This is a genomic window from Escherichia sp. E3659 (assembly GCF_005781135.1).
Lineage (GTDB): Bacteria > Pseudomonadota > Gammaproteobacteria > Enterobacterales > Enterobacteriaceae > Escherichia.
In genome coordinates, this window is sequence record NZ_VATQ01000014.1 from 135,361 (window position 1) to 159,768 (window position 24,408).

19 protein-coding genes, 1 pseudogene and 1 other annotated feature are annotated in these 24,408 nt (G+C 53.1%); of the genes and pseudogenes, 12 read left to right on the forward strand and 8 right to left on the reverse strand.

Translation table 11 applies throughout. The features are described 5' to 3' along the window. The first annotated feature begins 118 nt into the window (after window positions 1–118). A complete protein-coding gene (mscK, locus tag FEK47_RS11895) occupies window positions 119–3,481 on the forward strand; it encodes a mechanosensitive channel MscK (protein WP_130223197.1) in 3,363 nt (1,120 codons plus the stop codon). A gap of 204 nt (window positions 3,482–3,685) precedes the next feature. Here mscK and rsmS read toward each other — a convergent pair whose 3' ends face one another. Together rsmS and priC are read right to left on the reverse strand one after the other, a co-directional pair. Beyond that, window positions 3,686–3,853: a pleiotropic regulatory protein RsmS gene (rsmS, locus tag FEK47_RS11900; protein ID WP_135486574.1), complete on the reverse strand. Its 168-nt coding sequence runs from the start codon at window positions 3,851–3,853 to the stop codon at window positions 3,686–3,688. A 13-nt stretch (window positions 3,854–3,866) separates the two neighbouring features. Next, window positions 3,867–4,394: a primosomal replication protein N'' gene (gene priC / locus FEK47_RS11905; protein ID WP_135486573.1), complete on the reverse strand. Its 528-nt coding sequence runs from the start codon at window positions 4,392–4,394 to the stop codon at window positions 3,867–3,869. A 69-nt stretch (window positions 4,395–4,463) separates the two neighbouring features. On the opposite strand from priC, the gene FEK47_RS11910 reads away from it, so the two are divergent. From FEK47_RS11910 to hemH, 8 genes are all read left to right on the forward strand, one after another. Continuing rightward, complete coding sequence (locus FEK47_RS11910; protein ID WP_064529099.1) at window positions 4,464–4,832, forward strand: DUF454 family protein; 369 nt, start codon at window positions 4,464–4,466, stop codon at window positions 4,830–4,832. A 161-nt stretch (window positions 4,833–4,993) separates the two neighbouring features. Continuing rightward, window positions 4,994–5,545 carry an adenine phosphoribosyltransferase gene (gene apt / locus FEK47_RS11915; RefSeq protein ID WP_064529079.1) on the forward strand — a complete coding sequence of 184 codons (552 nt, stop codon included), beginning with the start codon at window positions 4,994–4,996 and terminating at the stop codon, window positions 5,543–5,545. 118 nt (window positions 5,546–5,663) lie between these two features. Continuing rightward, the gene (gene dnaX, locus FEK47_RS11920; RefSeq protein ID WP_138183193.1) at window positions 5,664–7,595 is read left to right on the forward strand and encodes a DNA polymerase III subunit gamma/tau; all 1,932 of its coding nucleotides are present in this window, start codon (window positions 5,664–5,666) and stop codon (window positions 7,593–7,595) included. Further along, window positions 6,928–6,992 (forward strand) — a sequence feature (DnaX frameshifting element). It overlaps the preceding gene by 65 nt. Window positions 7,596–7,647: 52 nt before the next feature. Continuing rightward, window positions 7,648–7,977, forward strand: a complete 330-nt coding sequence (locus tag FEK47_RS11925) for a YbaB/EbfC family nucleoid-associated protein (protein WP_001515903.1) — start codon at window positions 7,648–7,650, stop codon at window positions 7,975–7,977. Then, window positions 7,977–8,582, forward strand: coding sequence for a recombination mediator RecR (gene recR / locus FEK47_RS11930; protein WP_130206305.1), 606 nt, complete (start codon window positions 7,977–7,979; stop codon window positions 8,580–8,582). The genes FEK47_RS11925 and recR overlap by 1 nt, the downstream gene beginning before the upstream one ends. Before the next feature lie 109 nt (window positions 8,583–8,691). Continuing rightward, complete coding sequence (gene htpG, locus FEK47_RS11935; protein WP_000678201.1) at window positions 8,692–10,566, forward strand: molecular chaperone HtpG; 1,875 nt, start codon at window positions 8,692–8,694, stop codon at window positions 10,564–10,566. Window positions 10,567–10,784: 218 nt separating this feature from the next. After that, entirely contained in the window at window positions 10,785–11,429 is a 645-nt protein-coding gene (gene adk / locus FEK47_RS11940) for an adenylate kinase (protein ID WP_001313630.1), read from the forward strand. 131 nt (window positions 11,430–11,560) lie between these two features. Then, window positions 11,561–12,523 carry a ferrochelatase gene (hemH, locus tag FEK47_RS11945; protein ID WP_138183194.1) on the forward strand — a complete coding sequence of 321 codons (963 nt, stop codon included), beginning with the start codon at window positions 11,561–11,563 and terminating at the stop codon, window positions 12,521–12,523. Here hemH and aes read toward each other — a convergent pair. Beyond that, window positions 12,498–13,466: an acetyl esterase gene (gene aes, locus FEK47_RS11950; RefSeq protein WP_135486569.1), complete on the reverse strand. Its 969-nt coding sequence runs from the start codon at window positions 13,464–13,466 to the stop codon at window positions 12,498–12,500. The genes hemH and aes overlap by 26 nt on opposite strands. A gap of 151 nt (window positions 13,467–13,617) precedes the next feature. Between aes and gsk the strand changes: the two genes are divergently transcribed. After that, window positions 13,618–14,922: an inosine/guanosine kinase gene (gene gsk, locus FEK47_RS11955; RefSeq protein WP_130215497.1), complete on the forward strand. Its 1,305-nt coding sequence runs from the start codon at window positions 13,618–13,620 to the stop codon at window positions 14,920–14,922. A 116-nt stretch (window positions 14,923–15,038) separates the two neighbouring features. On the opposite strand, the gene ybaL is transcribed toward gsk, so the two are convergent. Both ybaL and fsr read right to left on the reverse strand, forming a co-directional pair. Further along, window positions 15,039–16,715 carry a YbaL family putative K(+) efflux transporter gene (gene ybaL, locus FEK47_RS11960; RefSeq protein WP_130215499.1) on the reverse strand — a complete coding sequence of 559 codons (1,677 nt, stop codon included), beginning with the start codon at window positions 16,713–16,715 and terminating at the stop codon, window positions 15,039–15,041. Window positions 16,716–16,952: 237 nt separating this feature from the next. Beyond that, window positions 16,953–18,173, reverse strand: coding sequence for a fosmidomycin MFS transporter (gene fsr, locus FEK47_RS11965; RefSeq protein WP_130223189.1), 1,221 nt, complete (start codon window positions 18,171–18,173; stop codon window positions 16,953–16,955). Between the two features lie 217 nt (window positions 18,174–18,390). Here fsr and ushA point away from each other — a divergent pair, with 217 nt between their 5' ends. After that, entirely contained in the window at window positions 18,391–20,043 is a 1,653-nt protein-coding gene (gene ushA, locus FEK47_RS11970; RefSeq protein ID WP_135486568.1) for a bifunctional UDP-sugar hydrolase/5'-nucleotidase, read from the forward strand. A gap of 36 nt (window positions 20,044–20,079) precedes the next feature. Here the strand turns inward: ushA and ybaK are convergent, their stop codons facing one another. Together ybaK and FEK47_RS11980 are read right to left on the reverse strand one after the other, a co-directional pair. After that, window positions 20,080–20,559, reverse strand: a complete 480-nt coding sequence (gene ybaK, locus FEK47_RS11975) for a Cys-tRNA(Pro)/Cys-tRNA(Cys) deacylase YbaK (RefSeq protein ID WP_130215505.1) — start codon at window positions 20,557–20,559, stop codon at window positions 20,080–20,082. Between the two features lie 203 nt (window positions 20,560–20,762). After that, window positions 20,763–21,557 carry a TraB/GumN family protein gene (locus FEK47_RS11980; protein ID WP_135486567.1) on the reverse strand — a complete coding sequence of 265 codons (795 nt, stop codon included), beginning with the start codon at window positions 21,555–21,557 and terminating at the stop codon, window positions 20,763–20,765. A 49-nt stretch (window positions 21,558–21,606) separates the two neighbouring features. Between FEK47_RS11980 and FEK47_RS11985 the strand changes: the two are divergent. Further along, a pseudogene (locus tag FEK47_RS11985) lies at window positions 21,607–21,684 on the forward strand (addiction module antidote protein, HigA family); the annotation flags it as partial. Window positions 21,685–21,797: 113 nt separating this feature from the next. Here FEK47_RS11985 and copA read toward each other — a convergent pair. After that, complete coding sequence (gene copA / locus FEK47_RS11990; RefSeq protein ID WP_135486566.1) at window positions 21,798–24,302, reverse strand: copper-exporting P-type ATPase CopA; 2,505 nt, start codon at window positions 24,300–24,302, stop codon at window positions 21,798–21,800. Between the last annotated feature and the right edge of the window lie 106 nt (window positions 24,303–24,408).

Consider the following 24,408-nt stretch of genomic DNA (forward strand, 5'->3'; position numbering starts at 1 on the left):
AGACTCCAGGATTTATCCTGGACATTTTCGCTGTTGCTATTCTGGCTCTCTACACCGTGATATTCTAGCCACCCGACTAGTTCAGGTCGTTCTTCAGGTTCAGAAACCTTCATTCATCATGACTATGTTCCAGTATTACAAACGATCACGGCATTTTGTTTTTTCAGCATTTATTGCTTTTGTTCTTGTCTTGTTATGCCAGAACACGGCGTTTGCGCGGGCGTCATCGAATGGTGATCTACCGACGAAAGCAGACCTGCAGGCACAACTTGACTCACTTAATAAACAAAAAGATCTTTCTGCCCAGGACAAGCTGGTGCAGCAAGATATTACTGACACATTAGCCACCCTTGAGAAAATCGATCGCGTAAAAGACGAAACCGTGCAATTACGGCAAAAAGTTGCCGAAGCGCCAGAGAAAATGCGCCAGGCGACCGCAGCGTTAACTGCGCTCAACGATGTGGATAACGACGAAGAAACCCGCAAAATTCTGAGTACGCTATCGTTGCGTCAGTTGGAGTTACGCGTCTCCCAGGCGCTGGATGATTTGCAGAATGCACAAAATGATCTGGCCTCTTATAACAGCCAGTTAGTTTCGTTACAGACGCAGCCTGAACGCGTGCAAAATGCGATGTATACCGCCTCGCAGCAATTGCAACAAATTCGCAGCCGCCTGGATGGAACCGAGGTCGGCGAAGCCGCCTTACGTCCCAGCCAGAAAGTGTTAATGCAGGCACAGCAGGCTTTGCTGAATGCCGAGATTGACCAACAGCGTAAAAGCCTGGAAGGGAACACTGTCTTACAGGACACCCTGCAAAAGCAGCGTGATTACGTGACGGCGAACAGTACGCGACTTGAACATCAGCTACAACTGTTGCAGGAGGCGGTGAACAGCAAGCGCCTGACATTAACCGAAAAAACGGCGCAGGAAGCCGTTACCCCGGATGAAGCTGCGCGTATTCAGGCTAATCCGCTGGTGAAGCAGGAGCTGGAAATAAACCAGCAATTAAGCCAGCGTCTGATTACCGCTACCGAAAACGGTAATGTCCTGATGCAGCAAAACATCAAAGTCAAAAATTGGCTGGAGCGGGCGCTGCAATCGGAACGTAACATCAAAGAGCAGATTTCTGTCCTGAAAGGCAGTCTGCTGCTTTCACGCATTCTTTATCAGCAACAACAAACGCTGCCCTCGGCGGATGAACTGGAAAATATGACCAACCGCATCGCGGACTTGCGTCTCGAACAGTTTGAAGTCAACCAGCAACGTGACGCGCTGTTCCAGAGCGATGCGTTCGTCAGCAAGCTGGAAGAAGGTCACGCCAACGAAGTCAACAGCGAAGTTCACGATGCGTTATTGCAAGTGGTTGATATGCGTCGCGAACTGTTGGATCAGCTTAACAAACAGTTGGGTAACCAGCTGATGATGGCCATTAACCTGCAAATCAACCAGCAGCAGTTAATGAGCGTATCGAAAAACCTGAAATCCATCCTGACTCAGCAAATTTTTTGGGTGAACAGTAACCGTCCGATGGACTGGGACTGGATCAAAGCGTTCCCGCAAACCCTTAAAGATGAGTTTAAATCGATGAAAATTACGGTGAACTGGGAAAAAGCCTGGCCCGCCGTATTTATCGCTTTCCTTGCCGGTTTGCCGCTGCTGTTGATTGCCGGGCTGATTCACTGGCGTTTAGGCTGGCTGAAAGCATATCAACAAAAACTGGCTTCGGCGGTAGGTTCCCTGCGTAACGATAGCCAGCTCAATACGCCAAAAGCGATTCTTATTGACCTGATCCGCGCACTGCCGGTGTGCCTGATTATTCTCGCTGTCGGCCTGATTCTGCTGACTATGCAGCTCAATATCAGCGAATTATTGTGGTCGTTCAGCAAAAAACTGGCGATTTTCTGGCTGGTGTTTGGCCTGTGCTGGAAAGTGCTGGAGAAAAACGGTGTTGCCGTGCGTCACTTTGGTATGCCGGAACAGCAGACCAGCCACTGGCGTCGGCAAATTGTCCGCATCAGCCTCGCGTTGCTGCCGATCCATTTCTGGTCTGTGGTGGCAGAACTCTCCCCGCTGCATCTGATGGATGATGTGCTGGGGCAGGCGATGATTTTCTTCAACCTGCTGCTGATTGCCTTCCTGGTGTGGCCGATGTGCCGCGAAAGCTGGCGTGATAAAGAGTCGCACACCATGCGACTGGTCACCATTACCGTGCTGTCGATTATCCCGATTGCGCTGATGGTGCTGACCGCTACAGGCTACTTCTACACCACGCTGCGCCTCTCCGGGCGTTGGATTGAAACCGTTTATCTGGTGATCATCTGGAACTTGCTCTACCAGACGGTGTTGCGCGGCTTAAGCGTAGCGGCGCGGCGTATCGCCTGGCGTCGTGCGCTGGCGCGTCGGCAGAATCTGGTGAAAGAGGGCGCAGAAGGTGCCGAACCGCCGGAAGAACCCACCATCGCGCTGGAGCAGGTTAACCAGCAGACGCTGCGTATTACCATGTTGCTGATGTTTGCGCTGTTCGGTGTCATGTTCTGGGCAATTTGGTCCGATTTGATCACCGTGTTCAGCTATCTCGACAGCATCACGCTCTGGCATTACAACGGCAATGAAGCTGGCGCTGCGGTGGTGAAAAACGTCACCATGGGCAGTCTGTTGTTTGCGATTATCGCCTCAATGGTGGCCTGGGCGTTGATTCGCAACCTGCCTGGTTTGCTGGAAGTGCTGGTGCTGTCGCGCCTGAACATGCGCCAGGGGGCATCGTATGCCATCACTACTATCCTTAACTACATCATCATTGCCGTTGGTGCGATGACGGTGTTCGGATCGCTGGGCGTCTCGTGGGATAAACTCCAGTGGCTGGCAGCAGCATTATCCGTAGGTCTTGGTTTTGGCTTACAGGAGATCTTCGGTAACTTCGTCTCCGGTTTGATCATCCTGTTCGAACGTCCGGTGCGCATTGGCGATACGGTAACCATTGGTACCTACTCTGGGACGGTCAGTAAGATCCGTATTCGTGCGACAACGATTACCGATTTCGATCGCAAAGAAGTGATCATCCCGAACAAAGCGTTTGTTACCGAGCGTCTGATCAACTGGTCATTGACTGACACCACCACGCGTCTGGTGATCCGCCTGGGCGTGGCCTATGGTTCCGATCTGGAAAAAGTCCGCAGAGTTCTGCTCCAGGCAGCGACTGAGCATCCAAGGGTGATGCACGAGCCAATGCCAGAAGTCTTCTTTACGGCATTTGGCGCCAGCACGCTGGATCACGAACTGCGCTTGTATGTTCGTGAACTGCGCGACCGTAGCCGCACCGTCGATGAACTGAACCGTACTATCGATCAGTTATGCCGTGAAAACGACATCAACATTGCCTTTAACCAGCTTGAAGTGCATTTGCATAACGAGAAGGGCGATGAAGTGACGGAAGTGAAACGTGACTACAAAGGTGACGATCCGACGCCTGCGGTAGGATAATAACGAAAGGGGCGGCATTTAGTTGCCCCCGAGATTGCTGACAAAGTGCGCGTTGTTCATGCCGGATGCGGCGTAACCGCCTTATCCGGCCTACGAAACCGCGAAAATTCAATATATTGCAGGAGCGGTGTAGGCCTGATAAGCGTAGCGCATCAGGCAGTTTTGCGTTTGCCCGCAATCTTAGGGGACATTTAGCAGCCCCATTTATTTATCACTTTGCGCCTCATCATCGCTCTGTAACTTCTTTTCATAATCACGCTTTACAATATCCAGCGCGCGCAGCACAGTGCGGGCTGGGATCTGATTTTCTTCCAGCAGCACAATTAAATCGACGGCCAGTTTGACATCGTCAGGGGCATTTTCCAGTGACATACTTTCTCCATTGTTAGCGGGTTAAACGCGCTAACCTGTTTTCGATTTTTTCCAACGCATGACGGCAACGCATCAGGCGCGCTTCATAGGCTTCCACTTCACGATGTAGCGTTTGCTGTTCCACGAGATCGGTCGCCCGCACCAGACGGGCTTTACGCTCGGCAACCATTTCACGTAGCCGTCGTTCAAACTCCTGATGCTGAATACGTTTACGCTGCCAGCGGGCAATTTTTGGTGGTGCGCTATCCCACTCGCGTAGCGACCAGGCTGCGGCTTCACGCGCGATGGCTTCCAGTTGTGCCGCCAGATGTTCTGCCAGCCAGGCGACTTGCGGCAGTTGCTGTTGCTCAACCGCATGGCGAAGCGCGGACAAATTATCTCCCGCTTCTTCCAGGCACGCCTGTAACGTTGTCGCACGGGTCTGAAAAAGGTGCCTGTCGAAACGGGCGCTTAACGTGGCGAACTGCGCCACCGGGGCACAACGCTGGCGCAGCGTGGCGAGCTGACCTTCCAGTTTTTCCAACAGCAGGGCAGTTTTCACGATAAGACCTCAATGAAAATGATAATTGTTATGCTAAAGTAGCCACTCTGTATGCTGACTACACATAATATGCAACGAATCATTTTAATCATCATTGGCTGGCTGGCGGTAGTGTTGGGTACGCTGGGCGTGGTATTACCGGTATTGCCGACGACGCCATTTATCCTACTGGCCGCCTGGTGCTTTGCCCGTTCATCGCCGCGCTTCCACGCTTGGTTGCTGTACCGCTCATGGTTTGGCAGCTATTTACGCTTCTGGCAGAAATATCATGCGATGCCACGCGGTGCAAAGCCTCGGGCGATATTCATTATTTTACTGACTTTTGCGATTTCACTTTGGTTCGTACATATGACGTGGGTGCGGATTCTGTTATTGGTGATCCTCGGCTGTTTGCTGATTTTTATGTGGCGAATCCCAGTGATTGATGAAAAGCAATAAAAACGGCAAAGCACAACAATCGCTGTTGCAATTATCGCCCACAGCCAGTACATTCTGGCGTTTTCGAGCACAGGCGCAGGCGGTCAAAGGTTAAACAACTGTTACTTTTGACTCGTTTAAAACGCGCCGTGAGTACCACCGTAACAAGCAGGCATACACTTATGACCGCGACTGCACAGCAGCTTGAGTATCTCAAAAATAGCATCAAAAGCATTCAGGACTACCCGAAACCCGGCATTCTTTTCCGCGATGTCACCAGCTTACTGGAAGACCCGAAAGCTTACGCTCTCAGCATCGATTTACTGGTTGAGCGTTACAAAAATGCGGGCATTACCAAAGTTGTCGGCACTGAAGCTCGTGGCTTCTTGTTCGGCGCTCCGGTAGCACTGGGTCTGGGCGTTGGTTTTGTGCCGGTACGTAAACCAGGCAAACTGCCGCGCGAAACTATCAACGAATCTTACGAACTGGAATACGGCACCGATAAGCTGGAAATCCACGTTGATGCCATTAAACCTGGCGACAAAGTGCTGGTGGTTGATGATTTGCTGGCAACAGGCGGCACCATTGAAGCGACGGTTAAACTGATCCGCCGTTTAGGTGGTGAAGTTACTGACGCTGCGTTCATCATTAATCTGTTCGATCTTGGCGGCGAACAGCGCCTCGAAAAGCAGGGCATTACCTGTTATAGCCTTGTCCCGTTCCCGGGCCATTAATTTTCGCCAGCCCATGCCATGGGCAGCACAAGTTGTACATTCAGCCTCGCCGTTCTGACGGGGCTGTGTTAGCATTACCCCTTCGTGAATCCACCTTCCAGCGTTTCAGAGCCTGCCAATGAGTTATCAGGTCTTAGCCCGAAAATGGCGCCCACAAACCTTTGCTGACGTCGTCGGCCAGGAACATGTGCTGACCGCACTGGCGAACGGCTTGTCGTTAGGGCGTATTCATCATGCTTATCTTTTTTCCGGCACCCGTGGCGTCGGAAAAACCTCTATCGCCCGACTGCTGGCGAAGGGGCTAAACTGCGAAACCGGCATTACCGCGACGCCGTGCGGCGTATGCGATAACTGCCGTGAAATCGAGCAGGGGCGCTTTGTCGATTTGATTGAAATCGACGCCGCCTCGCGCACTAAAGTTGAAGATACCCGCGACCTGCTGGATAACGTTCAGTACGCTCCGGCGCGTGGTCGTTTTAAAGTCTATCTGATCGACGAAGTGCATATGCTGTCGCGTCACAGCTTTAACGCACTGTTAAAAACCCTTGAAGAGCCGCCAGAGCACGTCAAGTTCCTGCTGGCGACGACCGATCCGCAGAAATTGCCGGTGACGATTTTGTCACGCTGTCTGCAATTCCATCTCAAGGCGCTGGATGTCGAGCAAATTCGCCATCAGCTTGAGCACATCCTCAACGAAGAACATATCGCCCACGAGCCACGTGCGTTGCAACTGCTGGCGCGCGCCGCTGAAGGCAGCCTGCGAGACGCCTTAAGTCTGACCGACCAGGCCATTGCCAGCGGTGACGGCCAGGTTTCAACCCAGGCGGTCAGTGCGATGCTGGGTACGCTTGACGACGATCAGGCGCTGTCGCTGGTTGAAGCGATGGTCGAGGCCAACGGCGAGCGCGTAATGGCGCTGATTAATGAAGCCGCTGCCCGTGGTATCGAGTGGGAAGCGTTGCTGGTGGAAATGCTCGGTCTGTTGCATCGTATTGCGATGGTACAACTTTCGCCTGCTGCACTTGGCAACGACATGGCCGCCATCGAGCTGCGGATGCGTGAACTGGCGCGCACCATACCGCCGACGGATATTCAGCTTTACTATCAGACGCTGTTGATTGGTCGCAAAGAATTACCGTATGCGCCGGACCGCCGCATGGGCGTTGAGATGACGCTGCTGCGCGCGCTGGCGTTCCATCCGCGTATGCCGCTGCCTGAGCCAGAAGTGCCACGCCAGTCCTTTGCGCCCGTCGCGCCAACGGCGGTAATGACGCCAACCCAGGTGCCGCCGCAACCGCAACCAGCGCCGCAGCAGGCACCGACTGTACCGCTCTCAGAAACCACCAGCCAGGTGCTGGCGGCGCGTCAGCAACTGCAGCGCGCTCAGGGAGCAACCAAAGCAAAAAAGAGTGAACCGGCAGCCGCTACCCGCGCGCGGCCGGTGAATAACGCTGCGCTGGAAAGACTGGCTTCGGTCACCGATCGCGTTCAGGCGCGTCCGGTGCCATCGGCGCTGGAAAAAGCGCCAGCCAAAAAAGAAGCGTATCGCTGGAAAGCTACAACCCCAGTGATGCAGCAAAAAGAAGTGGTCGCCACGCCGAAGGCGCTGAAAAAAGCGCTGGAGCATGAAAAAACGCCGGAACTGGCGGCGAAGCTGGCGGCAGAAGCCATTGAGCGCGACCCATGGGCGGCACAGGTGAGCCAACTTTCGCTACCCAAACTGGTCGAACAGGTGGCGTTAAATGCCTGGAAAGAGGAGAGCGACAACGCAGTATGCCTGCATTTGCGCTCATCTCAGCGGCATTTGAATAACCGCGGCGCACAACAAAAACTGGCTGAAGCGTTGAGCACGTTAAAAGGTTCAACGGTTGAACTGACTATCGTTGAAGATGATAATCCCGCGGTGCGCACGCCGCTGGAGTGGCGTCAGGCGATATACGAAGAAAAACTTGCGCAGGCGCGCGAGTCCATTATTGCGGATAATAATATTCAGACCCTGCGTCGATTCTTTGATGCGGAGCTGGATGAAGAAAGTATCCGCCCCATTTGATCGTAAGCACTGCTTACGATCGTCATCCTTAACGTGATTGAGAGAGAAACCTATGTTTGGTAAAGGCGGTCTGGGCAACCTGATGAAGCAAGCCCAGCAGATGCAAGAAAAAATGCAGCAGATGCAGGAAGAAATCGCGAAGCTGGAAGTGACTGGCGAATCCGGTGCTGGTCTGGTGAAAGTGACCATCAATGGCGCTCACAACTGCCGTCGCGTAGAGATCGACCCTAGCCTGCTGGAAGACGACAAAGAGATGCTGGAAGATTTGGTCGCTGCGGCATTCAACGACGCAGCGCGTCGCATCGAAGAAACCCAGAAAGAAAAAATGGCCTCTGTTTCCTCCGGAATGCAGCTGCCGCCAGGCTTTAAGATGCCGTTCTGATGCAAACCAGCCCGCTGTTAACACAGCTTATGGAAGCACTGCGCTGTCTGCCGGGCGTTGGCCCGAAGTCGGCGCAGCGTATGGCGTTCACGCTGCTTCAGCGCGATCGTAGCGGCGGGATGCGTCTGGCGCAGGCGCTCACCCGGGCGATGTCGGAAATCGGCCACTGCGCCGATTGCCGCACCTTCACTGAACAGGAAGTCTGTAATATCTGTTCGAATCCGCGTCGTCAGGAAAACGGTCAAATCTGCGTGGTAGAGAGTCCGGCGGACATCTACGCCATTGAGCAGACGGGGCAGTTTTCCGGTCGTTATTTTGTGTTGATGGGGCATCTGTCACCGCTGGACGGCATTGGTCCGGATGATATCGGACTTGATCGCCTGGAACAGCGTCTGGCGGCAGAAAAAATCACCGAAGTGATCCTCGCCACCAACCCGACGGTCGAAGGTGAAGCCACCGCTAACTACATTGCCGAGCTTTGCGCGCAATATGACGTGGAAGCCAGCCGTATCGCTCATGGCGTACCGGTTGGCGGCGAGCTGGAAATGGTCGACGGCACCACGTTGTCGCATTCCCTTGCCGGGCGTCATAAGATTCGTTTTTAAGCAAACGAGAGCAGGATCACCTGCTCTCGCTTGAAATTATCCTTCCTTGTCCCCATTTACCCCTCATCCTGTTTTTAACCTTAAAATGGCATTATTGAGGTAGACCTACATGAAAGGACAAGAAACTCGTGGTTTTCAGTCAGAAGTGAAACAGCTTCTGCACCTGATGATCCATTCTCTCTATTCCAATAAAGAAATCTTCCTGCGTGAGCTTATCTCTAACGCCTCTGATGCGGCGGACAAGCTGCGTTTCCGCGCGCTCTCTAACCCGGATCTGTACGAAGGTGACGGCGAACTGCGCGTTCGTGTTTCTTTCGATAAAGACAAGCGCACGCTGACCATTTCCGATAACGGCGTGGGGATGACCCGCGACGAAGTGATTGACCATCTGGGGACTATCGCTAAATCCGGCACCAAATCATTCCTCGAATCCCTGGGTTCTGACCAGGCGAAAGACAGCCAGCTGATCGGTCAGTTTGGTGTTGGTTTCTACTCCGCATTTATCGTGGCCGATAAAGTGACCGTGCGTACTCGTGCGGCGGGCGAAAAACCAGAAAACGGCGTGTTCTGGGAATCAGCTGGTGAAGGTGAATACACCGTTGCCGACATCACCAAAGAAGATCGTGGTACTGAAATCACCCTGCATCTGCGTGAAGGCGAAGATGAGTTCCTCGATGACTGGCGCGTGCGCTCCATCATCAGCAAATACTCCGACCATATCGCGCTGCCGGTAGAGATCGAAAAACGCGAAGAGAAAGATGGCGAAACCGTTATCTCCTGGGAGAAAATCAACAAAGCGCAGGCGCTGTGGACCCGTAACAAGTCCGAAATCACCGATGAAGAGTACAAAGAGTTCTACAAACACATCGCCCACGACTTTAACGATCCGCTGACCTGGAGCCACAACCGCGTTGAAGGTAAGCAGGAGTACACCAGCCTGCTGTACATCCCGTCGCAGGCGCCGTGGGATATGTGGAACCGCGATCATAAACACGGCCTGAAACTGTATGTTCAACGTGTGTTCATCATGGATGACGCAGAACAGTTCATGCCGAACTATCTGCGCTTCGTGCGTGGTCTGATTGACTCCAGCGATCTGCCGCTGAACGTTTCCCGTGAAATCCTCCAGGACAGCACGGTAACGCGTAACCTGCGCAATGCGCTGACCAAGCGTGTGCTGCAAATGCTGGAAAAACTGGCGAAAGACGACGCGGAAAAATACCAGACCTTCTGGCAACAGTTTGGCCTGGTACTGAAAGAAGGTCCGGCGGAAGATTTCGCTAACCAGGAAGCGATCGCCAAACTGCTGCGTTTTGCGTCTACCCATACCGATTCTTCTGCGCAGACCGTGTCTCTGGAAGACTACGTTTCCCGCATGAAAGAAGGGCAGGAGAAAATCTACTACATCACCGCAGACAGCTATGCGGCAGCGAAGAGCAGCCCGCACCTGGAACTGCTGCGTAAGAAAGGCATCGAAGTTCTGCTGCTTTCCGACCGCATCGATGAGTGGATGATGAACTATCTGACTGAGTTCGACGGTAAACCGTTCCAGTCGGTGTCTAAAGTTGACGAGTCGCTGGAAAAACTGGCTGACGAAGTTGATGAGAGCGCGAAAGAAGCGGAGAAAGCACTGACTCCGTTCATCGACCGTGTGAAAGCCCTGCTCGGCGAGCGCGTGAAAGATGTCCGTCTGACCCACCGTCTGACCGATACCCCAGCGATCGTTTCTACCGACGCGGACGAAATGAGCACCCAGATGGCGAAACTGTTCGCCGCAGCGGGCCAGAAAGTGCCAGAAGTGAAATACATCTTCGAACTGAACCCGGATCACGTACTGGTGAAGCGTGCTGCAGATACTGAAGATGAAGCCAAGTTCAGCGAGTGGGTAGAACTGCTGCTGGATCAGGCGCTGCTGGCAGAACGCGGTACGCTGGAAGATCCGAACCTGTTTATTCGTCGTATGAACCAGTTACTGGTTTCCTGATGTAATGCCGGATGAATTTTATCCGGCATACAGCTGAATGTGGTGCTGGATGACCTTCGTGTCATCCGGCATTTTTCTTTTCATCCTCTGCACTTTCCGCAAATTATCTCACCATTAACCGTTTCAGCCCCGGGCGCCTTTCTTGAGGCAATCGCCTGTTGGTGGTATCGTTTATCGCTTTTTCAAAAAATTCGACACAATTTAAGGGGATTTTCGCAATGCGTATCATTCTGCTTGGCGCTCCGGGCGCGGGGAAAGGGACTCAGGCTCAGTTCATCATGGAGAAATATGGTATTCCGCAAATCTCCACTGGCGATATGCTGCGTGCCGCAGTCAAATCTGGCTCCGAGCTGGGTAAACAAGCTAAAGACATTATGGACGCTGGCAAACTGGTCACCGATGAACTGGTGATCGCGCTGGTTAAAGAGCGCATTGCTCAGGAAGATTGCCGTAATGGTTTCCTGTTGGACGGCTTCCCGCGTACCATTCCGCAGGCAGACGCGATGAAAGAAGCGGGCATCAATGTTGATTACGTTCTGGAATTCGACGTACCGGACGAACTGATTGTTGATCGTATCGTCGGTCGCCGCGTTCACGCGCCGTCTGGTCGTGTTTATCACGTTAAATTCAATCCGCCGAAAGTAGAAGGTAAAGACGACGTAACCGGTGAAGAGCTGACTACCCGTAAAGACGATCAGGAAGAAACCGTGCGTAAACGTCTGGTTGAATACCATCAGATGACTGCACCGCTGATTGGCTACTACTCCAAAGAAGCAGAAGCGGGTAACACCAAATACGCGAAAGTTGACGGCACCAAACCGGTCGCTGAAGTTCGCGCGGCTCTGGAAAAAATCCTCGGCTAATCAAGCCGCAGCAGATCTGCTCTCGGGCAGGTCTGCGTATCCTCCTCAGGCCAGACCTCTCACAGCAATTAGTTCTTCTTCCTCACTTTTCCGCTACAATTATCAACAAGTTGAATCGATAAGAGGCGGTAATGCGTCAGACTAAAACTGGTATCCTGCTGGCAAACCTGGGGACGCCCGATGCCCCCACTCCTGAAGCGGTAAAACGCTATCTGAAACAATTTTTAAGCGATAGACGCGTGGTCGATACCTCACGGCTGTTGTGGTGGCCGTTGCTGCGTGGTGTGATTTTGCCGCTGCGCTCGCCGCGCGTGGCGAAGCTGTACGCCTCGGTCTGGATGGAAGGCGGCTCGCCGCTGATGGTTTACAGCCGCCAGCAACAGCAGGCGTTGGCACAACGTTTACCGGATACGCCAGTGGCGCTGGGCATGAGCTACGGCTCGCCATCACTGGAAAGCGCCGTCGATGAACTACTGGCAGAGCATGTTGATCATATTGTGGTGCTGCCGCTCTATCCGCAATACTCCTGTTCTACGGTTGGCGCTGTGTGGGATGAACTTGCACGCATTCTCGCGCGCAAGCGTAGCATTCCGGGGATTTCGTTTATTCGTGATTACGCCGATAACCACGATTACATTAATGCGCTGGCAAATAGCGTGCGGGCCTCTTTCGAAAAACATGGCGAGCCGGATCTGCTGCTGCTCTCTTATCATGGCATTCCCCAGCGTTACGCGGATGAAGGTGATGATTACCCGCAACGTTGCCGCACAACGACTCGTGAACTGGCTTCCGCACTGGGAATGGCACCGGAAAAAGTGATGATGACCTTTCAGTCGCGCTTTGGTCGGGAACCCTGGCTGATGCCTTATACCGACGAAACGCTGAAAATGCTTGGAGAAAAAGGCGTCGGTCATATTCAGGTGATGTGCCCGGGCTTTGCTGCGGATTGTCTGGAGACGCTGGAAGAGATTGCCGAGCAAAACCGTGAAGTCTTCCTCGGCGCTGGCGGGAAAAAATATGAATATATTCCGGCGCTTAATGCTACACCGGAACATATCGAAATGATGGCTAATCTTGTTGCAGCCTATCGCTAAAGAATCGAGCACCGTCGCGTAGAGCATCGTCGGCGGTTTTCATCATTCGTGAATAATGCAAAAAGGCGTGCAGCGTACCGGAGTAGAGTTTGAACTCACAAGGTTGCTGGTGTGCCGCTAACGTCTGGTAAAGCAGGCGACTGTCATCCAGCAGCGGATCGAACTCCGCTCCGGCGATATAACAGGGCGGCACATTTCGGGTGAGATCATTATTAAACAGGCAGTAATACGGCGACTCACGATCCGCTTCGCTGCCTAAATATGCCTCTTCATACATCTGCAAATCCTGTTGCGTTAAGCCATCCCAGCCACCGCCCAGCAGGCGACGAGTCACGGAATCCCGTAACCCATAAAGTCCATACCACAGCAAAACGCCCACAACCTTACCACAATCGATCTGTTTATCCCGCAGCCACAAGGCGCTGGCTAGCGCCAGCATTGCGCCAGCGGAATCACCGGCAAAGCCAATACGTGACATATTGATTTGATAATCGCCCGCCTGCTGGTGGAAGTGACAACAGGCAGCCACAATTTCCTCTATCGCCTGCGGAAAACGCGCTTCAGGTGAAAGGGTGTAATCAATGCCAATCACCGTACACTGAGTGTAGATTGCCAGAAGTCGCATGATGCGATCGTGGGTATCGAGGTTGCCGAGAATAAAACCACCGCCGTGAAGATAAAATAGCGTCGCTGGGCTATCTGAATTTGGACAAAATAAGCGGGCCTCCACCTGTCCATATTTTGTCGGAACTGCGTAATCCCTGGTTTCCATTTCTGGAGCGCCAGCATTCCAGAATCGCCGCTCGAGCGTGTAATGCTGACGCTGCTCGGCAAGTGTTCCTTCTGCGGGCCAGGGCGGTAAATCAGGCTGAAGTGTATTAACAACGGCCCTCATTTCGGCAGAAATCAGTTCCAGTGCGGGTAATTTGTTTTCCATCTTCATAGAAAAACTCCTTTCAAATTACGCCATTGTAAGGAAGCTCTGCCATGATAATGCGATCCCGCCTGCTGATATTGAAACTGGCTGCATCTCGCGCGTTCCCGTGAGATTGTGTTAACATTCGCCGCTCAGTTAACCACCCGTAAAAACAACCATGAAATTTCCCGGTAAACGTAAATCCAAACATTACTTCCCCGTAAACGCACGCGATCCGCTGCTTCAGCAGTTCCAGCCAGAAAACGAAACCAGCGCCGCCTGGGTGGTGGGTATCGACCAGACTCTGGTTGATATAGAAGCGAAAGTGGATGATGAGTTCATTGAACGTTATGGATTAAGTGCCGGGCATTCACTGGTGATTGAAGATGACGTTGCCGAAGCACTCTATCAGGAACTTAAAGAGAAAAACCTGATTACCCATCAGTTTGCGGGTGGCACTATTGGTAACACCATGCATAACTACTCGGTACTGGCGGATGACCGCTCGGTACTACTGGGCGTGATGTGCAGCAATATTGAAATTGGCAGCTACGCCTATCGTTATTTGTGTAATACCTCCAGCCGTACCGATCTTAACTATCTGCAAGGCGTAGACGGCCCAATTGGACGCTGTTTTACGCTGATTGGCGAGTCTGGCGAACGCACTTTTGCCATTAGCCCTGGCCACATGAACCAGCTACGGGCAGAAAGCATTCCGGAAGATGTGATTGCCGGAGCGTCGGCGCTGGTACTCACCTCATATCTGGTGCGCTGCAAGCCGGGCGAACCGATGCCAGAAGCGACCATGAAAGCCATTGAGTACGCGAAGAAATATAACGTGCCGGTGGTGCTGACGCTGGGGACTAAATTTGTCATCGCCGAGAATCCGCAGTGGTGGCAGCAATTCCTCAAAGAACACGTTTCCATCCTTGCGATGAACGAAGAAGAAGCCGAAGCGTTGACCGGAGAGAGCGATCCGCTGCTGGCGTCTGACAAGGCGCTGGACTGGGTGGATCTGGTGCTGTGCACCGCCGGGCCAATCGGTTTGTATATGGCGGGCTTTACTGAAGACGAAGCGAAACGCAAAACCCAGCATCCGCTGCTGCCGGGCGCTATCGCGGAATTTAACCAGTATGAGTTTAGCCGCGCCATGCGCCACAAGGATTGCCAGAATCCGCTGCGCGTCTATTCGCACATTGCGCCGTATATGGGCGGACCAGAAAAAATCATGAACACTAACGGTGCCGGAGATGGGGCGCTGGCGGCGCTGTTGCATGACATTACCGCTAACAGTTATCACCGTAGCAGCGTACCAAATTCCAGCAAGCATAAATTCACCTGGCTGACGTATTCGTCATTAGCGCAGGTGTGTAAATACGCCAACCGTGTGAGCTATCAGGTACTGAACCAGCATTCTCCACGCTTAACGCGCGGGCTGCCGGAGCGTGAAGACAGCCTGGAAGAATCTTACTGGGATCGTTAAGTTATCGGACTGACGACAGTCGGATGCGGCGTAAACGCCTTATCCGACCTTCGGAAGATGGCACCTGTAGGCCGGATAAGATGCGCCAGCATCGCATCCGGCAATGGAATCACCGTTTACCCCGTCACCACTTCACCTGCCGGTGGCGTTTCCAGCAGTTCCAGCATGGTACGGGCAATTTCACGCTCGCCCATCACCACCTGATTCGCGCCACGTTCGGTGATATATGCCACCTCGTCGTCATAATGGGCGCGGGCGATAATCTCAATATCCGGGTTTTTCGCGCGAGCTGACGCCACAATCTCGCCTGCTTCGTAACCGTTGGGAATCGTCAGGATCAGCCATTTTGCGCATTCCAGATGCGCCAGTTGCATGATCTCTTCGTTAGCCGCGTTGCCTAATACCGCCCGGACTCCGCGCTCACGCAGTTCGTCGACGCGAGTACGTGACGTCTCAATCACCACTAAAGGAATATCAGACGCGAGCAATTTCTCCCCCAGCAGGCTGCCCACACGACCATAACCTACCAGCAGCGCATGGTTGCAGATATCAACCGGAATCTGCTTCTCTTCTTCGATAGCTTCCTCCAGCGTCTGCTCTTCCAGCGTTTCGGTTTTCGCCAGGTATTTCTCCAGCAGCGCGAACAGCACCGGGTTGAGCATAATCGACAAAATCGCCCCCGCCAGCACCAGGTTTTGCCCCGCCTGCGGCAGCAGATTCAACGCCATCCCCAGACCTGCCAGAATAAAGGCGAACTCACCAATCTGCGCCAGGCTGGCGGCGATGGTCAACGCCGTACGCTGGGAGTGACCAAACAACCGGACGAGGAAGAGCGCCGCGACCGATTTACCAAACAGAATAATCGCCAGCGTAGCCAGCACCGCCAACGGCTGCTGAATCAGGATTAACGGATCAAACAACATCCCGACAGAGACGAAGAACAACACTGCAAACGCATCACGTAATGGCAGTGTATCGTGGGCGGCACGGTGGCTAAGTTCGGACTCATTCAGCACCATCCCGGCAAAGAACGCGCCGAGTGCAAAGGAGACGTCAAACAGCTCCACCGCGCCAAAAGCAATCCCTAACGCCAGCGCCAGCACCGACAAGGTAAACAACTCGCGCGAACCCGTTGCCGCGCTACGTGCCATAATCCACGGCACCAGACGGCGACCTACCAACATCATAATGGCGATAAACGCGACCACTTTGCCGATGGTGATACTCATATCCAGCGCCAGCGTCGCAAAGCCCACATCGCCCTGTTCCAGCATTCCGGCTACCGCTGGCAGCAACACCAGCGTCAGGACCATCACCAGGTCTTCCACAATCAGCCAGCCGATGGCGATTTGCCCTCGCTGGCTGTCTATTAATTGCCGTTCTTCAAGTGCACGCAGTAACACCACGGTACTGGCGGTGGAAAGACACAAACCGAACACGATACCGGTCATCAACGACCAGCCCAGCACGGCGGAGAGCGCCATACCCAACAGTGTCGCCACGGCTATCTGGGCGATCGCGCCGGGAATGGCGATGGACTTTACCGCCATCAAATCCTTGAGCGAAAAATGCAGGCCAACGCCGAACATCAGCAAAATAACGCCCAGTTCCGCCAGTTCAGGCGCAAGTTTTGTATCGGCAACAAACCCTGGAGTGAACGGCCCTGCCAGCACACCCGCTAACAGATATCCCACCAGAGGAGAAATACGCAGTTTATTGGCCAGCATGCCGAGGATAAAGGCGAGCACAAGGCCGCCAACAATGGTGGTGATAAGCGGGGTGGCGTGATGCATTCCGTCTCCTTTTCCTGGTGGTTGTTATCCATTTTTGGCCGGGAAAACCAAAATTACAGGTAATAGTTTATGACAATTTCATAGATGATGTTTATGAATAATTGTTGAATTTTGCAGAAAAATGGAATTAGCCGCAAAAAAGGCACGGATCGGAAAAGTGATGAGGTGTATGAAGAGGAAAGGCTTATGGTTACTGCAAAATGAAGCAGCCAAAGTTTACCTTTGGCTGCCGGGAATTCAGGATTTATGCCGATTATCAGGTAAGAATATGGTCAACATTCCAAGAAGCGGCAGGAAAGCACATATTTTATAAACTAACTCGATACTGGTATGGTCGGCGATAAGCCCCAGAACTGCGGCTCCAAGGCCCCCCATGCCAAAAGCAAAACCGAAAAAGAGCCCGGAAACCATGCCGATACGTCCCGGCAACAGCTCTTGCGCATAAACCAGAATGGCAGAAAACGCCGAGGCGAGGATAAATCCAATAATCACCGTCAAAACCCCCGTCCAGTGCAGGCTTGCGTACGGTAAAATAAGCGTAAAAGGCGCAACGCCGAGGATAGAGCCCCAAATTACATATTTTCGCCCAATCTTATCGCCAACAGGCCCGCCAATCACCGTCCCCGCCGCAACGGCAAATAAGAAGGCAAACAGATGAAGTTGGGCATTCTGGATGGATAATCCGAATTTTTCCATCAGATAAAAGGTGTAATAGCTGCTGATGCTCGCCATATAGAAATATTTCGAGAAAATCAGCACTAACAGTACGCAAACAGCCAGAACGACCTTATTTCGTGGCAGCGGATTGATTATTGGCGCTTTCGGCTTGCCTTTACTCATTCGGTGCTGCGCAGAGTACCAGCGGCTGATTTGCGCCAACACCACGATTGCCAGCAGTGCCGCCAGTACAAACCATGCAACGTTGCCTTTGCCATAGGGGGCGATGAGCACCGCCGCCAGCAAAGGCCCCAACGAACTGCCAAAGTTACCGCCGACCTGGAAGATAGATTGCGCCAGACCATGACGTCCGCCAGACGCCATACGTGCCACGCGGGAAGATTCTGGATGAAAGACCGACGAACCGGTACCGACCAGCGCCGCCGCCAGCAACACCGAGCCAAAACTGCCCGCCAGTGCCAGCAATACCAGGCCGCTTAAGGTAAAGCACATGCCAATTGGCAACGACCACGGCATTGGGTATTTATCTGTCCAGTAGCCGACGACCGGTTGCAGCAGCGAAGAGGCGAGCTGGAAGGTGAGGGTTATCAGCCCTATCTGCATAAACGTCAGGGAAAACTCTGACTGTAATAGCGGATAAATCGCCAGAATCAGCGATTGGATCATGTCGTTCAGCAGATGTGAGAGGCTGATAGCGCCTAAAATACCAAACGAAGTTCGGGCCTTGGTGGCCGACGCAGTCGCGCCCGCCACAGGCTGGGATTGTTCACTCATTGCCATAGGAAAGTCACTTTTTTAGAGTTGCGATGTAAAAATTTATCTTAATTGTGATTATTACCTGACTAACATACCTGCACGTGCCTTTTGAAGGAAGTCTCAATGTGGAAAACAGAATTTCCAATCTGGATGTAGATTTATCGTAACCGAACGCAGACTTGTCTATGATGTCGCGTCATACTAATTTTCAACACGTTATTATCTGGTCAGGGAGAGAAGTATGAAATTATTGCAGCGGAGTGTGGCATTAGCACTGTTAACCACATTGTCACTGGCGAGTGCAACTGCGTTGGCCTATGAGCAGGATAAAACCTATAAAATTACGGTTCTGCATACCAACGACCATCACGGTCATTTCTGGCGCAATGAATATGGCGAATACGGTCTGGCGGCACAAAAAACGCTGGTGGACGGTATTCGTAAAGAGGTCGCCGCTGAAGGCGGGAGCGTGCTGCTACTTTCTGGTGGCGACATTAATACCGGTGTGCCGGAGTCTGACTTGCAGGACGCAGAGCCAGATTTTCGCGGCATGAATCTGGTGGGCTATGATGCAATGGCGATTGGCAATCATGAATTTGATAACCCGCTCACCGTATTACGCCAGCAGGAAAAGTGGGCAAAGTTCCCGTTGCTCTCTGCCAATATCTATCAAAAAAGTACCGGCGAGCGCCTGTTTAAACCCTGGGCGCTGTTTAAGCGCCAGGATCTGAAAATCGCCGTTATCGGTTTAACAACTGATGAAACAGCGAAATTAGGTAACCCAGAAAACTTCACCGACATTGAATTCCGTAAACCTGCCGACGAAGCCAAACTGGTGATCCAGGAGCTGCAACAGACAGAAAAGCCGGACATTATTATCGCGGCGACCCATATGGGGCATTACGACAACGGTGAGCACGGTTCTAACGCGCCGGGTGATGTAGAGATGGCGCGCAGTTTGCCAGCCGGATCGCTGGCGATGATTGTCGGCGGACATTCGCAAGATCCAGTCTGTATGGCAGCTGAAAATAAAAAGCAGGTAGATTACGTTCCTGGTACGCCATGCAAACCGGATCAACAAAACGGCATCTGGATTGTACAAGCGCATGAGTGGGGCAAGTACGTTGGTCGGGCCGACTTTGAGTTTCGCAACGGCGAAATGAAAATGGTCAACTACCAGCTGATTCCGGTGAACCTGAAGAAAAAAGTCACCTGGGAAGACGGGAAAAGCGAGCGTGTGCTGTACACTCCGGAAATCGCCGAAAATCAGCAAATGATCTCGCTGTTATCGCCGTTCCAGAATAAAGGCAAAGCGCAGCTGGAAGTGAAAATTGGCGAAACCAATGGTCGTCTGGAAGGCGATCGTGACAAAGTGCGTTTTGTACAGACCAATATGGGGCGGTTGATTCTGGCAGCCCAAATGGATCGTACTGGTGCCGACTTTGCGGTGATGAGCGGAGGCGGAATTCGTGATTCTATCGAGGCAGGCAATATCAGCTATAAAAACGTGCTGAAGGTGCAGCCGTTCGGTAATGTGGTGGTGTATGCCGACATGACCGGTAAAGAGGCGATTGATTACCTGACTGCCGTCGCGCAGATGAAGCCGGATTCCGGTGCCTACCCGCAATTTGCCAACGTCAGCTTTGTGGCGAAAGACGGCAAACTCAACGACCTGAAAATTAAAGGCGAACCGGTCGATCCGGCAAAAACCTACCGCATGGCAACATTAAACTTTAATGCTACTGGCGGTGATGGTTACCCGCGCCTTGATAACAAACCGGGATATGTGAATACCGGCTTTATTGATGCCGAAGTGCTGAAAGCGTATATCCAGAAAAACTCGCCGCTGGATGCGAATGCTTATGAGCCGAAAGGTGAGGTGAGCTGGCAGTAATCTGAAAGTGCCGGATGCTCACATCCGGCACAATGCTTAATCGCGGCGAGCGATATCGGCAAATTTGGCATCGAGGATCTTCGCCAGATCGCTTGCTGCCAGTTCGATATCCAGCCCGCGTTTACCGCCGGAAACATAAATAGTGGCAAATTCTTGTGCGGGGGCGTCGATAATCGTCGGCAGACGTTTTTTCTGCCCTAATGGGCTAATTCCCCCAACCAGATATCCCGTTGAACGCTGCGCGACCATCGGATCGGCCATCTCTACTTTCTTGGCTCCCAGCGCCTTTGCTACTTTTTTGAGATCCAATTGACCGGCGACTGGCGTGACGGCCACTGCCAGATGTTTCATATCGCCGTTCACTGCGACCAGCAGCGTTTTGTAGACCTGATCCGGATTCAAACCTAATTTTTTGACGACTTCATCGCCAAAATTGGTTTCTGCCGGATCGTGTTCGTAGGTATGAACCTGAAAAGAAATTTTGTTTTTTTCGAGTAATTTAACTGCCGGTGTCATCGTAATTTTCCTGCCTTAAACAAAAAAACGAAGCAAGCATACGCCTGATGGTGGTCCAAAAAAAAGTGCCATCTTGCCTAAGAGTATTGGCAGGATGGTGAGATTGAGCGACAATCGACTTACACCGTCGCTTAAAGTGACGGCATAATAATAAAAATATGAAATTCCTCTTTGACGGGCCAATAGCGATATTGGCCATTTTTTTAGCGCAACATTTGCGGCAAATTCCCTTCTCCATACAGATGTAAAGCACCGACCGCGACCACATAGCGCCCTGGTGGCATGGCGCGTAATTTATCCCGCCAGGCGAGATTTCTCTGGTGCATCAGCACATCGTACAGCGACTGACTGAACGTATTGGGCAGCGTTATTTCATTATTTTGCGGCGGCGCATTCAGCCACCAGCTCATCATTTGTTGCAGCAACCGTGCATTGGTATGCCAGTGGGTCAGCGTATCGTCCAGCAGCGCCAGTCCTTTGTCGGGAAGCTGGAGCAACATGGCAATCTGTTTTTCAGCTCCTTCCAGTTCAATTACAGGTTTATGTTGTTGCTTCGCCGCCTGCAATAACTGGTAATCGATACCGTATTCTGCCCGCAGCCCCAGTTTTTGCGCCTGTGTCGCCTGAAGAACCATCGCGATTTGCCACAACGGTTGGGTAGAAAACAGTGAGGGAGAAATGCCCATCTCCTGGCTAATGTGCTGCAGATTTTGCAATTGTTCTTCGCTAATGCGCTCTTCCAGCGCCTCGCAGGCTGGCAAATTGGCAAAAGGTGTATCGCTGGTGGAAACATCCGCCTCGACGATCAGCGCATCGGCGTTTTTGAGCTTTTTGAGCAAACGGGTGGGCAGGGGAGCCATATCGTGACTCCCCATATGAATACTGCCAATCAGATGAAAATGGCGATTGCCGGGGAGGGTGATATCGATGGCAGGCCAGGAGTAATGATTACCGCGCAGCGCGGCCCAAAGCGTTTTTACCCGGTACAACAGATCCATACGACCTCCCTTTGTGAAATATCATGCTAGCGCGCGGGGAGGGATGGCGCAAATGGAGTTGAGACGGATTGAAACTGCGACCGAATATTTGGCACGCCGTGAAGAGCGTGCAAAAAAGGTCGCGTAAGGTCAAAACATCGCTTCATCTCGTAGGCCGGATAAGGCGTTTACGCCGCATCCGGCAGTCATGCGTCGATGCCAAATGCGCCGCCCTAAAGCAGCGCATCCGCAATGATGTACTTATTCCTTCGGTTTAAACCGCAGCAACCGGTTGGCGTTACTCACTACGGTAATCGACGAGAGCGCCATTGCCGCTCCGGCAACCACCGGGTTAAGCAGTGTTCCAGTGAACGGCCACAAAATACCGGCGGCGACCGGAATACCAATGCTGTTGTAGATAAACGCACCGAGCAGGTTCTGCTTCATATTGCGCAGCGTTGCGCGGGAAATCGCGAGCGCATCTGCAACACCCATCAGGCTATGGCGCATCAGGGTAATCGCCGCGGTTTCAATGGCAACATCACTGCCGCCACCCATCGCAATACCGACATCCGCCTGAGCCAGCGCTGGCGCGTCGTTAATGCCGTCGCCCACCATTGCCACCTGACGTCCTTCACTTTGCAGACGTTTGATCGCTTCGGCTTTACCGTCCGGTAGCACCCCGGCTATCACCTCATCAATCCCTGCTTCTTTGGCGATCGCATTGGCGGTGGTTGGGTTATCCCCGGTCAACATCACCAGACGATATCCCGCTTTATGCAGGCGTTGCAGCGCCGCCACGCTATCACTACGCAACGGATCGCGTACAGCCAGCAGGGCTACTGCTTCCCCGTCAATCGCCAGCAGCACAGGCGTTGCGCCTTGCGATGCCTGAGCTGAAATATCGGCTTCAATCGCTTTAGTATCGACTTGCTGATCATTTAACAACGCCTGATTACCCAGCAATAACGCATGACCTTCTGCTTCACCGCTCACGCCCAGCCCGCGCAATGTGCGGAAACCGTTGACCTGCGGCAGCTGCATATCACCTGCTTTATCGAGGATCGCCCGTGCCAGCGGGTGGCTGGAACCTTGCTCCAGCGCCGCCGCCAGACGCAATGCTTGCGCTTCATCAACATCAGCAAATGTTTTTACTGCGACAACCTGCGGCTTCCCTTCGGTCAGCGTCCCGGTTTTATCGAACACCACGGTGTCGAGCGTACTGGCGCGTTGCAGCGCGTCGGCGTCCCGCACCAGCACACCAAACTCAGCCGCCCGCCCGACGCCCGAAATAATCGACATCGGCGTCGCCAGCCCCAGTGCACACGGACAGGCGATAATCAGCACCGTGGTGGCAATCACCAGGGTATAGACAATCTGCGGTGCCGGACCAAAGAAATACCAGATTGCCGCACTGACCAGCGCAATCACCACCACCACCGGTACAAACACGGCAGAGATTTTATCCGCCAGCTGGCCGATTTCCGGTTTACTGCTCTGGGCCCGACGCACCATGCGAATGATCCTTGATAGCGTGGTATGGCTGCCAACCGCACTGGCACGAAACAGCACACTGCCGTCCTGTACCACTGTCCCGGCATGGACGCTATCGCCTTCGCCTTTTTGCTGCGGGATTGGTTCGCCCGTCAGCATCGCTTCATCCAGCCACGCTTCGCCTTGTGTAATTTCACCATCTACCGGCACGCGATCGCCGGTCGTCAGGCGCAGCAACATACCTGGCTGCACTTCTGCCAGAGGCACGCTTTTTTCACCTTCGTCAGTAACCAGGCGCGCCGTCGGCGGAGTTAAATCGAGTAATTTCTCCAGTGCCTTAGAAGAACGCTGACGCGCGCGCACTTCCAGCATATGGCCGAGATTGATCAGACCGATAATCATCGCGCTGGCTTCGTAATAAAGATGCCGCGCTTCCATCGGGAACCACTGCGGCCACAGGTTGACGCTCATCGAATAGAGCCACGCCACGCCAGTACCCAGCGCCACCAGCGTATCCATCGTCGCCGCACCGTTGCGCAGGCTTTTCCATGCGCTGCGGTAAAAATGCCCGCCGGCGAAAACCATCACCGCCAGGGTTATCAGGCCGATAACTAACCACAGGCTGCGGTTGTCGGCGGTGACCATCATATTATCGCCGATCATCCCCCAGACCATCACCGGGATACCCACCGCAAGTGCGACAATTGCCTGCCAGCGGAAGCGCTTCATCGTAGCGACGGCGGTTTCTTGCTGGCGCTCGCGGCGTTTAGCGTCATCTTCAATCGCTTCCGCGCCGTAACCCGCTTTTTCCACCGCCTGCACTAAATCTTGTGGGGAGGCACTGCCCATCACCAGCGCAGTACGCTCCGCCAGGTTTACCCGTGCCTGAGTGACGCCCGGTACGCTTTGCAGCGCATTTTGTACGCGGGTGACACAGCTGGCGCAGCTCATGCCGCTCAGCAGCAATTGCTGGCTGTCATCGTCAACGGCGGTCGCTGCCGGAAGCGCCTCAGAAACCGCTGTCAGTGCTTCCGACGGGATTGATGACTCCGCCAGCGGTTTAGCCTTTGGGTGGCTTACAGATGCGTCATAACCCGCTTGTTTGATGGTTTCGATCAACTGTTCTGCACTGGCAGTCCCGGTAACGTGCGCTTCAGTGACAGACACATCCGCTTGTTCCACATCCGGGCGCTGTTCGAGACTTTCTTTCACGCGTTTAACGCAGTGACCGCAGGACAGGCCGTCCAGGGTCAGGTCGATAGTTTGAGACATAGTTCACTCCTTTAAGACAGTGTTGACTGACTGTGATAAAGGGTAAACCTTCCAGCAAGGGGAAGGTCAAGAAATTATTTATCAGCGAAATGAAAAGTCGGCAGAG